Origin of the sequence: Rhizobium sp. Root1203, from assembly GCF_001424945.1 — a bacterium.
In the GTDB taxonomy this organism is placed as follows: Bacteria; Pseudomonadota; Alphaproteobacteria; order Rhizobiales; family Rhizobiaceae; genus Rhizobium.
The window spans coordinates 1-12,279 of record NZ_LMCW01000030.1 but is presented as its reverse complement, the minus strand read 5'-3'; the positions used below and the strand labels follow the sequence as shown (position 1 = coordinate 12,279).

At 62.1% G+C, this 12,279-nt stretch carries 11 protein-coding genes; 7 read left to right on the top strand and 4 right to left on the bottom strand.

The genetic code is table 11. The features are described 5' to 3' along the window. Window positions 1-23 precede the first annotated feature (23 nt). The gene (locus ASC97_RS23710) at window positions 24-452 is read right to left on the bottom strand and encodes an Lrp/AsnC family transcriptional regulator (RefSeq protein ID WP_057470804.1); all 429 of its coding nucleotides are present in this window, start codon (window positions 450-452) and stop codon (window positions 24-26) included. Window positions 453-581: 129 nt separating this feature from the next. Between ASC97_RS23710 and rocF the strand changes: the two genes are divergently transcribed. The 4 genes from rocF (at window position 582) to ASC97_RS23690 (ending at window position 4,283) form a co-directional block, all read left to right on the top strand. Next, the gene (rocF, locus tag ASC97_RS23705) at window positions 582-1,517 is read left to right on the top strand and encodes an arginase (protein ID WP_057470803.1); all 936 of its coding nucleotides are present in this window, start codon (window positions 582-584) and stop codon (window positions 1,515-1,517) included. Window positions 1,518-1,530: 13 nt separating this feature from the next. Further along, window positions 1,531-2,730, top strand: a complete 1,200-nt coding sequence (gene rocD / locus ASC97_RS23700) for an ornithine--oxo-acid transaminase (protein WP_057470802.1) — start codon at window positions 1,531-1,533, stop codon at window positions 2,728-2,730. Between the two features lie 112 nt (window positions 2,731-2,842). Then, window positions 2,843-3,595 (top strand): glycerophosphodiester phosphodiesterase, encoded by a 753-nt coding sequence (locus ASC97_RS23695; RefSeq protein ID WP_057470801.1) that lies wholly within the window; start codon window positions 2,843-2,845, stop codon window positions 3,593-3,595. Between the two features lie 208 nt (window positions 3,596-3,803). Continuing rightward, on the top strand, window positions 3,804-4,283 hold the full coding sequence (locus tag ASC97_RS23690; protein ID WP_057470800.1) for a chemotaxis protein CheW: 480 nt from the start codon (window positions 3,804-3,806) through the stop codon (window positions 4,281-4,283). Between the two features lie 197 nt (window positions 4,284-4,480). On the opposite strand, the gene ASC97_RS23685 is transcribed toward ASC97_RS23690, so the two are convergent. Continuing rightward, a complete protein-coding gene (locus ASC97_RS23685) occupies window positions 4,481-5,326 on the bottom strand; it encodes an SDR family oxidoreductase (RefSeq protein WP_057470799.1) in 846 nt (281 codons plus the stop codon). A gap of 94 nt (window positions 5,327-5,420) precedes the next feature. Between ASC97_RS23685 and ASC97_RS23680 the strand changes: the two genes are divergently transcribed. From ASC97_RS23680 to ASC97_RS23670, 3 genes are all read left to right on the top strand, one after another. Then, window positions 5,421-6,356, top strand: a complete 936-nt coding sequence (locus tag ASC97_RS23680) for an AraC family transcriptional regulator (protein ID WP_057470798.1) — start codon at window positions 5,421-5,423, stop codon at window positions 6,354-6,356. Between the two features lie 269 nt (window positions 6,357-6,625). After that, on the top strand, window positions 6,626-9,229 hold the full coding sequence (gene clpB, locus ASC97_RS23675) for an ATP-dependent chaperone ClpB (RefSeq protein WP_057470797.1): 2,604 nt from the start codon (window positions 6,626-6,628) through the stop codon (window positions 9,227-9,229). 153 nt (window positions 9,230-9,382) lie between these two features. Further along, window positions 9,383-9,904 carry a GNAT family N-acetyltransferase gene (locus ASC97_RS23670; protein ID WP_057470796.1) on the top strand — a complete coding sequence of 174 codons (522 nt, stop codon included), beginning with the start codon at window positions 9,383-9,385 and terminating at the stop codon, window positions 9,902-9,904. A gap of 10 nt (window positions 9,905-9,914) precedes the next feature. Here ASC97_RS23670 and ASC97_RS23665 read toward each other — a convergent pair whose 3' ends face one another. Further along, window positions 9,915-11,855, bottom strand: coding sequence for a M23 family metallopeptidase (locus ASC97_RS23665; RefSeq protein ID WP_057470795.1), 1,941 nt, complete (start codon window positions 11,853-11,855; stop codon window positions 9,915-9,917). A 217-nt stretch (window positions 11,856-12,072) separates the two neighbouring features. Beyond that, window positions 12,073-12,279: hypothetical protein (locus tag ASC97_RS34940; RefSeq protein ID WP_210171777.1), on the bottom strand; the 207-nt coding region annotated here is incomplete at its 5' end.

Sequence of the window (12,279 nt, the reverse complement as noted above, 5' to 3'; positions counted from 1 at the left end):
CTGAAATACGGCTGCCGTCTGTGTCAGAAGCTGGATTTTCTGGTTTTCAGAAGGATGTTGGTCTCGGTGGTGTTGATGCCGTTGATGAGGCGGATCCGCCGCAAGGTTTCGTCGAATGAGACGAGGTCGCGGTCTTCCAGTTCCGCGATGAAGTCCCATTTGCCATTGGTGCTGTGGAGGGCGCGAACCTGCGGCAGGCCGCGGAGCTGATCGGCAACCTTGTCGGCAAGTTTGCCGAGAACTTCGATCAAGACGATGGCCCGCACGCCTGCGGCGCGGGTTTCATGGCCGGTGCGGACCGTGAATGCTGCAATGGTGCCGTTGGCGACAAGGCGCTCGATCCGGGCAGCGACCGTTGCCCGCGAAGCCCCGGTCATGGCGGCGAGCGAGGAGACCGGCGTCCGGGCATTGTGGCGCAAGGCGCTCAGAAGCTGTTGGTCTAGATCGTCCATGGTGTTCACTTTGTAAAAGTCGACTTGGCAAAGTGTCAAATCATAGTTCGATACTGACACTTTTTCATCTATTTGTCGTCACGGCGATAATCGATATTCATCGCGAAGCAGCGATCAGGAGAGACATCCATGCAGACACCAACGAGGTCGGTAACGCTAATCGGCGCGCCGCTGGAAGAGGGCTCTGGCCGCAGGGGTGCTGCCATGGGTCCCGCCGCACTGCGGATCGCCGGCGTCGACCAGACGCTGATCGATCTCGGCTACGACGTTGCCGATGCGGGCGACGTCCAGGTGGTGCCCGCACGCGATCTGCCGAACCATCCGAAGGCGCATCATTTGCGAACCGTCGGGGCCTTTACCCGCGCTCTGGAAGCAAGCACCTACGAGGCCGCCGCCGCAGGTCGCTTTCCGCTCATTCTCGGGGGCGATCACAGCCTTTCCATGGGAACCGTTTCGGGCATGGCGCGCCACGCGGCCAAGCAGGGCAGGCCCCTCTTCGTATTGTGGCTCGACGCGCATTCGGACTTCAACACGCCGGCGACGTCTCCCTCGGGCAACATTCATGGCATGCCGGTCGCCTTCTTCTGCGGGCAGGCGGAACTTGCCGACATCCTGCCGCGTGATCGCCCCATCGTCGATCCGCGCAATGTCTTCCAGGTCGGCATCCGCTCCGTGGACGCACCGGAGCGGGAATTGATCAAGCAGCACGGCGTCAACGTATTCGACATGCGCTCGATCGACGAGCAGGGTGTCGCTTCGATCATGAACGGCATTCTCGGTACGGTGGCTGCTGCAAACGGTCTTTTGCATGTCAGCCTCGACGTGGATTTTCTCGATCCGGACCTCGCACCGGGCGTCGGCACGACCGTTCCGGGCGGAGCAACCTTCCGCGAAGCGCACCTCATCATGGAGATGCTGTGCGACAGCGGCCTCGTGTCTTCGCTCGATCTTGTCGAACTCAATCCGTTCCTCGACGATCGCGGCAAGAGCGCCCGCGTTCTCGTGGAACTCACGGCAAGCCTCTTCGGCCGCCGCATCTTCGACCGCCCGACGCGCGCAGCATAAGGAAGCGACCGACATGAGCACGACAGCCAACCTGATCGATACCGAACAGCGTCTCGGGGCCCACAACTACAAGCCGCTCGACGTCGTGCTGACGCGCGGCGAGGGGGTTTACGTCTGGGACACGGACGGCAAGCGCTACCTCGACTGTCTTTCGGCCTATTCGGCGGTCAACCAGGGCCACTGCCATCCGAAGATCCTGGCGGCGATGGTCGAGCAGGCCGGCAAGCTGACGCTGACCTCGCGCGCCTTCCGCAACGATCAGCTCGCCCACCTTTACGAGGAGCTGGCAGCACTCACGGGGTCGCACAAAATCCTGCCGATGAACTCCGGCGCGGAAGCGGTGGAGACCGCCATCAAGGCGGTGCGCAAATGGGGCTACGAGGTCAAGGGGGTGCCGGAAGGCAAAGCCGAGATCATCGTCTGTTCGGACAATTTCCACGGCCGGACGCTCAGCATCATCAGCTTCTCGACCGACCCGGACGCGCGCACCGGCTTCGGCCCCTATACCCCGGGCTTCCGAACCGTTCCCTTCGGAGATGCGGACGCGTTCGCTGCTGCAATCAACGAGAATACCGTCGCCGTGCTGATAGAGCCCATCCAGGGCGAAGCCGGTGTGATCATCCCCCAGCCCGGCTATTTCAAGCGGATGCGCGAGCTCTGCACCGAGCACAACGTCACCCTCATTCTCGACGAGATCCAGACCGGTCTTGGCCGCACGGGGAAGCTGCTTGCAGAGGAGCACGAAGGCATCGAAGCGGATGTGACGCTGATCGGCAAGGCGCTCTCCGGCGGTTTCTATCCGGTCTCGGCCGTGCTTTCGAATAGCGAAGTGCTCGGCGTCCTCAAGCCCGGCCAGCATGGTTCGACCTTTGGCGGCAATCCGCTCGCCTGCGCGGTGGCGCGCGCGGCTCTGAGGGTTCTGACCGAGGAAGGCATGATCGAGAACGCCGCCAAGATGGGCGATTATTTCCTCGAGGGCCTGCGGTCGATCCGGTCCAACATCGTCAAGGACGTCCGCGGCCGCGGCTTGATGATGGCTGTGGAACTGGTACCGGAAGCGGGTGGCGCGCGGCAGTATTGCTATTCGCTCAAGGAGCGAGGCCTGCTGGCAAAGGATACGCACGAAAACACCATCCGCCTTGCACCGCCGCTGGTCATTACCAAGGAGCAGGTCGAATGGGCGGTGGAGCAGATCGAGAAGACGATCGCCTGATTGTCGCGTTAGGCGCTGGCGCAGGCAACGGCTTGGAGAAGATGTTGCCCGACTCGTATCGCCCGTAGTAACTCTTCTGGAGAACCCGGTTTCGCCAGCTACGGAAAACGCGATGGTCGACTTATGGAAAGGTTCGTCGTGCCGCGGACCGCTCGTGATCGCCCATCGCGGAGGCGCCGCGCTTGCCGCAGAGAATACCATCGCGGCGCTGGAGGCAGCAACTGCAGCCGGGGCTGACGCGATCGAGACAGATGTCCGCTTGACGCGGGACGGCATTCTGGTTTGCGTGCACGATGCCGATCTGATGCGGCTCTGCAATGATCCGCGAGCCATAGCGGATCTCGAGCTGCCAACTCTTCGCCGACTGTTACCCGGCATGATGACATTGCGCGAGGCGCTGGTTGCCTCGAACCCGCTCGGTATTCTGCTGGACGTAAAGTTGAATGACGAGTGCGGTGTTGCGCGAATCATTGATCAGATCCAGCAGGCAGACGCAGGTCGGCGCGCAATAATTGGTCTGCGCAGCCTGATTCTGATCTCGGCTGCTCGCGCAAGGACGGCGGATATCGCCATTCTTGCGTTCCTTGATGATCCGGATGCGGCTACGGCAGCTCGGGCCGTTGGCGCCGATTGGTTCAGGCTTTGGCAAGGCTCGGTGTCGGCCAAAAGGGTTGATGCGGTCCGGAAAGCCGGGATGCGGCTTGCCGTTATGGTCGGTCAGCCGCGGGTGGCGCCGCTTCCCGACTACCCGCCGTTTCCAGTAGGCGTGGTGGATTCCGACGGGCTTGCAAAAATCGCCGCCATCGCCCCTGATGCAATTCTCCTCGACGATCCACGGCTGATGACCCAAGGCGCTGTGTCCTGAACACAATATCCACGGGCGAAGCGTGAGCCGGGCGAAAAATCGTTTGTGCCGATTTAGAATTGAGCAACACTCTTTCACTAATGTCGACCGCAATCGTACCGGTTCTCTCGCAACCAGAGTGGACAGGCGGTTTGAAGGCAAAGTCCATCCGCGCCAATGGTGGTGCGGTTGCTTCTGCCCTGGCTTTCGACAGTTGGGACAATTCTTAATGGCCACGATCAATTCCACGAACTTCAGCGGCGATATGCTGGAAATCATTGCCTTCAGACTGCATGACCAGGAATTCTGCGTTAAGACGACGACGATCCGCGAAATCCGAGGATGGGCGCCTTCGACGCCGATCCCGCATTCGCCGGCCGACGTCATCGGCGTCATGAACCTGCGCGGCTCGGTCATCCCGATCATCGACCTCGCCTTCAAGCTCGGCATGAAGAGCACCGTGGCCAACGAGCGCAGCGCGATTGTCGTCGCCGAAGTCCACAACATGGTCATCGGCATGCTGGTCGACCGCGTTTCCGATATCCTCACCATCTCCTCCAGCCAGGTCCAGCCGGTGCCGGAAGTGACGGCATCGTTCGACCGCGCTTTCTGCGAGGGCATCATCGCTTCCGAGAACGGAATGATCTGTTTCCTGAACCTTGCGAAGATGTTCAAGGAAAACGAAACGGACGATTTGGTCGCCGCATAAGCGCGCACCCGCTTTCAAGATATCAAGCCGGCCCGCAGGAGCGCATGTCGCTCCTGCGGGCCGGCTTTTTGGCGCCGCTGCATTGTCCGATGCCATGGCAACGCCCTCCGATCCTTCGTCATCATGGGACTGAAAACGCGGCGTTCAGCGACCTTGCACGAAGGAGTGCATCCCAAGCGTTGCGACGGTCAGGACAGTCACTTCGCCGTTTCGCGCCATGCCAGCTGGCCCACCAAGCGGCTCATTCCCTCCAGATACTGGTCTTCCGAGGTTGACCAGCGCAGCCGAGCATATTCTTCGACGTCCGGCCCGACGATATAACGCAGGCGATGAGATGGATCGGTTGCGGCGGCATGGATCGCGTGCACCACCGATTGCTCTTCGGTCGATGGAAACGGATAGTCGATCATCGATCGCAAGGCATGGTCAAAATAGGCTTTGTAGTCATCGGGAACCGCCGCCGCCTGCGACGCCGCCATGCCGGTGGCTGCGAAATTGGTGTTCCGCATCGCACCCGGTTCGACCAGCTTTATCCGGATGTTCTGAGACTCCAGTTCGTAGGACAGCGACTCGGAGAGGCCTTCGACCGCCTGCTTGGAGGCGACGTAAATCGACAGAAGCGGTATCCCAACAATACCTACCCCCGAGCTGACATTGACGATCGTGCCGCTGCCGCGTTGGCGAAGATGAGGCAAGGCGGCCTGGGTGACATTCATCAGGCCGACGACATTGGTCTCGAAGATCCGACGGATGGCTTCCGCCGGCGTCGCTTCGAAGACCGACACCATGGTAATCCCCGCATTGTTGACGACGGCATCGAGGCCACCAAAGCGCTCGATGCCTGCCCGAATTGCCGCGTCGATGCTCGCGGGGTCTGACACGTCGAGTGCGTGGACCAGGACTCGCTCAGGATATTCGTTGGCCAGATCCGGCTCCGGCTTTCGCATGGTGGCGATGACATTCCAACCTTCGGCGGCGAAGTGTCTGGCTGTCATCTTGCCGAGGCCCGACGAGCAGCCGGTGATGAGAACAGTATTGGTCATTTTTCCTGGCTCCATAAGTTGATGGCCAAGGACTAGCCTCTACTTGTTGGGTATTCTATAATGTGAAATCCTAATTTTGTTACGGATCGTCCCAATGGATGCATTGACCGATGTCATACGGCTGCTGCGGCCCAAGACGGTGCTGCTCGGCAGAATGTCCGGCTCCGGGGGCTGGGGCGTGCAGGTACCCGAACAGCCGGGTCCCACATTCTACTTCGTCACCGAGGGCCGCTGCTGGTTCCAGGCGGAAGGCGCGGGCGTCCGCGAACTGAAGGAGGGCGACTACATCCTTTCCGCCAGGCCGACGACCGATACTTTCTCGAGCAGGCCGGGGGCGGAGACAGTACTGTCAGACGAGGCCTTCAAGGCTCTCCATTCGGTCGAGGGCGAAGTGCGGGTTGGCGATCCGGAAACGGGAACCACTACCCGGATCCTCGGTGGTCTCATTCAATGCGACGCCGCCAATGCCGATCTGCTGATCGGATTGTTGCCGCGCATCGTCTACGTGCCAGCTTCGGAACAGAGTGGCGCGCGGCTGCGAGCCCTCGTGTCCATCATCGGGGAGGAAGCAGACGATACCAGGCCAGGACGGGACGCCGTCCTTTGTCGCCTGATCGAGGTGATGCTGATCGAGACCCTGCGGCGAGAGGCGGCTGCATGGTCACCCAATGTCGGCCTGCTCGGCGGGCTTGCGCATCCACAGCTCGCGCAGGCGCTCACGCACATCCATGCCGATGTGACCCGCGGCTGGACGGTCGGCGAGCTGGCCCGCCGGGTCGGCATGTCGCGTTCGGTCTTTGCGCGGCGGTTTTCCGAGGCGGTGGGTGTTGCACCTGTCGAATATCTTCTGAGCTGGCGGATGGCGCTTGCCAAGGATGCGTTGCTCAGCGGCCGCGGTTCGTTGGAAGAAATCGCCGGAGCAGTCGGCTATCGTTCGGCAAGCGCGTTCAGCACCGCCTTCAGCCACAGGGTCGGCTGCCCGCCCAGCGAATACGCGTCCGTGTTGCAGTCTGCACGCACGACAGCTTGAGCGACGCGCCGCGAAGGGCGCGTCGTCGTGAACAAGCTGGACTTGCCCCGGACAGGACGGTGCCGACGTGTGCTCGAGCGACAGCCTCCGACTCATGTTTTTTCGCTTCGCCGCCTCTTTAAAGTTTTCAAATCCTCCACCATATCCAGCCCAAGTTCTTCGCTGCGAATCACATAGGCGGCGAAGAGACAGGGCTTGCCTTTGAGGGAGCTCAATCTCAGTCATCGGCCTGTGCCTTATGAGGGCAGGGCGATTCATGGAGGTATACAATGAATATCGAAAAATACTCCGAACGGGTGCGCGGTTTCATCCAGTCGGCCCAGACCTATGCGCTTGCGCAGGGTCATCAGCAATTCACGCCGGAGCACGTTCTGAAGGTTCTGCTCGACGACGACCAGGGCATGGCCGCGTCGCTGATCGAGCGCGCCGGCGGCGACCCGAAGGCCGCCCGCCTCGCCAACGATGCCGCCCTTGCAAAGCTGCCGAAGGTTGCCGGCGGCAACGGCCAGATCTATCTCGCGGCGCCGCTCGCCAAGGTTCTGTCGACGGCTGAAGAGGCCGCGAAGAAGGCCGGCGACAGCTTCGTCACCGTTGAGCGATTGCTGCAGGCGTTGGCGATCGAATCGTCGGCCTCCACATCAAACACGCTGAAGAACGCCGGCATCACCGCGCTCGCGCTCAATCAGGTGATCAACGACATCCGCAAGGGCCGCACGGCCGACAGCTCGAATGCCGAACAGGGTTTCGACTCCTTGAAGAAATACGCGCGCGATCTCACCGCCGAGGCACGCGACGGCAAACTCGACCCGGTCATCGGCCGCGACGACGAGATCCGCCGCACGATCCAGGTGCTCTCGCGCCGCACCAAGAACAATCCCGTGCTGATCGGCGAACCCGGCGTCGGCAAGACGGCGATCGTCGAGGGCCTGGCGCTGCGCATCGTCAACGGCGACGTGCCGGAGTCCCTGAAGGACAAGAAACTGATGGCGCTCGACATGGGCGCGCTGATTGCCGGCGCGAAATATCGCGGCGAGTTCGAAGAGCGGCTGAAGGCCGTGCTCAACGAGGTGCAGTCGGAAAACGGCGAGATCATCCTCTTCATCGATGAAATGCACACGCTCGTCGGTGCCGGCAAGGCGGACGGGGCGATGGATGCCTCGAACCTGCTCAAGCCTGCACTTGCCCGCGGCGAGCTGCACTGCGTCGGCGCGACCACGCTCGACGAGTATCGCAAGCATGTCGAGAAGGATCCGGCTCTTGCCCGCCGCTTCCAGCCGGTCATGGTGGAGGAGCCGACGGTCGAGGATACGATCTCGATCCTTCGCGGCCTCAAGGAAAAATACGAGCAGCACCACAAGGTGCGCATCTCGGATTCGTCCCTGGTTGCGGCCGCGACCCTGTCGAACCGCTACATCGCCGACCGCTTCCTTCCCGACAAAGCCATCGACCTGATGGACGAGGCGGCTGCCCGGCTGCGCATGCAGGTGGATTCCAAGCCCGAGGAGCTCGACGAACTCGATCGCCGCATCATGCAGCTGAAGATCGAGCGCGAAGCTTTGAAGAAGGAAACCGACGTTGCCTCCGCCGACAGGCTGGTTCGGCTCGAAACCGAACTGACGGGGCTCGAAGAGGAAGCCGATGCGCTGACGGCCCGCTGGCAGGCGGAAAAGCAGAAGCTCGGCCTTGCCGCCGACCTGAAGAAACAGCTCGACGAAGCGCGCAACGAACTGGCGATCGCCCAGCGCAAAGGTGAATTCCAGCGCGCCGGCGAATTGACCTACGGCGTCATTCCCGAGCTCGAAAAGAAGCTGACGGATGCCGAACAGCAGGACGGCGATCGCAGCGCAATGGTGCAGGAGGTCGTTACGCCTGACAACATCGCGCATGTCGTTTCCCGCTGGACCGGCATTCCTGTCGACAAGATGCTGGAAGGCGACCGCGAGAAGCTTCTGCGGATGGAAGACGAGCTGGCGAAGTCGGTGATCGGCCAGGGCGATGCGGTTCAGGCCGTGTCGCGGGCGGTTCGCCGTGCGCGCGCCGGGCTTCAGGATCCGAACCGGCCGCTCGGCTCGTTCATCTTCCTCGGCCCGACCGGCGTCGGCAAGACGGAGCTGACCAAGGCGCTTGCCCGCTTCCTGTTCGACGACGAGACTGCGATGGTGCGCATGGATATGTCCGAGTACATGGAGAAGCACTCCGTCGCCCGGCTGATCGGCGCGCCTCCCGGCTATGTCGGCTATGAGGAAGGCGGCTCGCTGACGGAAGCCGTCCGCCGTCGGCCCTACCAGGTCGTGTTGTTCGACGAGATCGAAAAGGCACACCCCGATGTGTTCAATGTCCTGCTTCAGGTGCTGGACGACGGACGTCTGACGGACGGTCAGGGCCGCACGGTCGATTTCCGCAACACGATGATCATCATGACGTCGAACCTCGGCGCCGACTACCTCACCCAGCTGGGCGAGGGGGAAGAAAGCGATGTGGTTCGCGATCAGGTGATGGAGGTCGTGCGCGGTCACTTCCGGCCGGAGTTCCTCAACCGCGTCGACGAGATCATCCTGTTCCATCGTCTCAAGCGGGACGAGATGGGTGCGATCGTCGATATCCAGCTGAAGCGCCTGGTGGTCCTGCTTGCCGAACGCAAGATCGTCATCGAACTCGACGACGAAGCCCGGCACTGGCTTGCCAACAAGGGGTACGATCCGGTCTACGGCGCGCGGCCGCTGAAGCGGGTGATCCAGAAGTTTGTCCAGGACCCGCTGGCCGAGCAGATCCTTTCCGGTCAGGTGCCGGACGGATCGACTGTCAAGATCACCGGCGGTACCGATCGGCTGCTGTTCAGGACACGCAATCCGGCCGTCAGCGAAGCGGCGTAGACGTTTCGTCAAGGCGCATAGGGATGGCGGCTTCGGCCGCCATTTTTGTTTGATCACAGAAATGGGTCGGCCAGCCGTCGCCGCCGCCTGCTGGAAAGACCAGCTCTTGCGCGGTAGGATGGCGCGTCATCCGGCGATCGAGAGGGTGCGCCCATGATTTCGTTGTCCGTCGCAAATGACGTCGAAGAGTTCGAGACCGCCGCCGCGCTCTGCCGCGCGCTGGGTGCATGGGACGCCGAGGAGGTCGCCGCCTATGGCGTCGATCCCCAGTTGGTCATCAGCCTCTACCATCGGGAAACTGCGGAAACCCTGGCCGCCAAATACAGCCTTGCGGGTGCCGGGCTATTCATCGCCCGATGGCACGGTACGCCTGCCGGATGCCTCGCCTTCAATTCCTTCGATCCGGCGAGTGCGGAACTGCACAAGTTCTACGTCGATACGAGGTTTCGCGGCAGGGGGATCGGTCGCGCCCTGATGGATGCGGTGCTCGCGGAAATAGGGAAAAGCGGGCGCCGGAGGATCCTCATTCATACAACGGTCTACATGAGCAGCGCGATCGCGGTTTACGAAGCCTTCGGCTTCCGCCGTTGCGACGGCTTCCGGGCGGTCTCGCCGGATGTCGCCCATACCGAGATTTTCATGGCGCGGACGACAGCGTTGCAGCCGGTTTCCTGACGACGCCAGCCTACTTGCTTGCCACCTGCGGCGGCGGCTCGTTGCCAAGCAGCGTATCGATGCGCTTGCGCTCGTCCTCGAACTTCACCAGCGCCTCGCCCTTCAACGACTTTCCACCGGGCAGGCGAACCCGGAGCGGGTCGACCTTGGTGCCGTTGACGATCATTTCGTAGTGCAGGTGCGGGCCGGTCGATTCGCCTGTCGTGCCCACCCAGCCGATCACCTGTCCCTGGCGCACCTTGGAGCCGGGAACGACACCCTTGGCGATCGCGCTCTGGTGATTGTAGGAGGATTCGTAGCCGTTGGCGTGGCGGACGATCGTCTGGTTGCCGTAGCCGCCGGAATCCCAACCGGCCTTCTCGACCGTGCCGTTGCCGACGGCGATGATCGCCGTGCCGCGGGGGGCAGCCCAGTCGACGCCGGTATGCATGCGGGCGAAACCGAGAATCGGGTGCCGCCGCATGCCGAAGCCCGATTTGAAGATGCCGTTCGGCACCGGGTTGCGCAACAGGAACTGACGGATGCTCTTGCCGTCCTGGTCGAAGTAGTCGATCGAGCCGTCCTCGGGATCCTGGAAGCGGTAGAAGCGCGTCTGCGTGTCGCCGAAACGGGCGTTGACGTAGAGGAGATCGGAATCCTCCGTCGCCTGGCCGCTGGAGTCGGCCACCGAGAAGAAGGCCTCGAGGCTGTCGGTCGGGCGGAGTTCCGCCTGGAAGTCGACGCTGCTGGCGAGCAGCTTGATGATGAGCGCCGTCATGTCCTTGGTCATGCCGTAGGAGAGGGCGGCGCGATAGATGCCGTCGTAGACGCGCGGCAGGTTCTGGTTGGACGGGGCCGTCATCGCGCTGTCGTCGAAAGCGGTGGTGACCGCATCGAGCTTCGGCGGCTCTCGTCCGGTGACGTAGCGGTCGTGGTCGTCGAGGGACACGGTGAAAAGGTGCCTGACGCCGCGATAGAGGCTGGCGCGGATGATCTTGGCCTGTTCGCCCCGCTGCAGGATACCGATGCGCAGGACGTCGCCCTTCGAGAGGAGGTCCGATCCGGTGAGCGGCGACAGGTAGCTCGCAAGTCCCTTGGCCTGCGGTTCGGGGTAGCCCGAATCCATCATCGCCTTGACGATCGGCGTGTCCTGGCGCACCGGTATGATATCGTCGGCAAACTCCTCGGTCTGCGGCGTGATCGATTCCGGTGCGGAGACCGTCATGTTCTGCTCGAGGACGCGGGCGGTGAGCCCGGCCGTCAGGTCGACGTCGTTGTCATCGTTGGAAAAGCGGCGGGGATCGACGTAGTAAAGAGCGGCGATCTGGGCAGCGCCGTCGGTGAGCACCGACCCGTTGGACCGGACGTTCTCCTCGATTTCGTCGAGCGACATGCCGGCGGCCACCTGAAACCCGGACTTGCCGGTGAGGTAGGGAACCGTCTTCAGGCTGACTTCGGATTCGACGTCGGAACCGTAGATCTGGCCGGTGCGGGCGGCGGGCGACGGCTCCGGCTCGTCGGCGGAGAAGATGGTCAGCGGATTGAAGCCCGGATAGTCCTCGGTGGCGACATGGTTGGCTGCAAGCGTCATCTTCACGCGCGCGAAAGGCTGGCGGCGAACGACCTCCTTGTCGCCCTCGTGAACCACGGTCGAGACTTCCATGATCTTGCGGTCGGAGGGCTTTGCGGCGATTGCAGGCGCGATCAGCCGGCCGCCGCGGGTGACGTCGGTATCGGCGTGCGCGTCGGCATGGATGCTGGCGTAGGCTTCAGCCGGAATGGCCAGCTGCTGGCGGCCGTCGAGGGCGGCAAACAGGGCGACCCCCATCAGGACGCTCGATGTGATGCCGGTGAGGAACGTGCCCGAAAGCCAGCGCAGCGAAACCTCGCGGCGGTCGGGCGCGCGCCTGCCATCGGCGAGAAGCGGCGGCTCGTTGCCGAACGAGCGGATCATCATCTTCTCCGTCATCATGGCAGTTGGGTTCGCGTCCTTTCGGTGGGTTCTTCGGTGCCCGTTCCGGCGGCCCGAAAAGTGCATAGTTTGGCGATGTAAGTCAAATGGGCGGCGTAAGCGCACCCAAACCATCTGCTCTTGAGATCATTCGATTGTGAAGATGTGAGGGCGAAAGGGCTGGCGGCGCGATTTTACTGTCCTATTTATATAAAAACGAACATTGAAAACGAGGATTTCAGGCGGCAAAAGCCAGCGTCTGGAAATCTCGCTTTGAATTCAACGAGATGATCGAAATCTCAGTTTTTTCGAAAACGGCTGTTGACTTGGAAAAGGGGATCGCCGTATAAGCCCCCTCACTGAACGAGGGCGGCGGCGCTGCTGGCGACGATGTCTTTTGTTCATGGTTTCCTGATTGGCTTTGATTTGCTGATTTTGGGTTTGG

What these genes read in the sequence shown, in the direction of transcription:
- ASC97_RS23670 (WP_057470796.1), top strand. Translation starts at nt 9,383, where the DNA reads ATGATTTCGTTGTCCGTCGCAAATGACGTCGAAGAGTTCGAGACCGCC.
- ASC97_RS23710 (WP_057470804.1), bottom strand. Translation starts at nt 452, where the DNA reads ATGGACGATCTAGACCAACAGCTTCTGAGCGCCTTGCGCCACAATGCC.
- ASC97_RS23680 (WP_057470798.1), top strand. Translation starts at nt 5,421, where the DNA reads ATGGATGCATTGACCGATGTCATACGGCTGCTGCGGCCCAAGACGGTG.
- rocD (WP_057470802.1), top strand. Translation starts at nt 1,531, where the DNA reads ATGAGCACGACAGCCAACCTGATCGATACCGAACAGCGTCTCGGGGCC.
- ASC97_RS23665 (WP_057470795.1), bottom strand. Translation starts at nt 11,855, where the DNA reads ATGATGACGGAGAAGATGATGATCCGCTCGTTCGGCAACGAGCCGCCG.
- ASC97_RS23685 (WP_057470799.1), bottom strand. Translation starts at nt 5,326, where the DNA reads ATGACCAATACTGTTCTCATCACCGGCTGCTCGTCGGGCCTCGGCAAG.
- ASC97_RS23695 (WP_057470801.1), top strand. Translation starts at nt 2,843, where the DNA reads ATGGTCGACTTATGGAAAGGTTCGTCGTGCCGCGGACCGCTCGTGATC.
- ASC97_RS23690 (WP_057470800.1), top strand. Translation starts at nt 3,804, where the DNA reads ATGGCCACGATCAATTCCACGAACTTCAGCGGCGATATGCTGGAAATC.
- clpB (WP_057470797.1), top strand. Translation starts at nt 6,626, where the DNA reads ATGAATATCGAAAAATACTCCGAACGGGTGCGCGGTTTCATCCAGTCG.
- rocF (WP_057470803.1), top strand. Translation starts at nt 582, where the DNA reads ATGCAGACACCAACGAGGTCGGTAACGCTAATCGGCGCGCCGCTGGAA.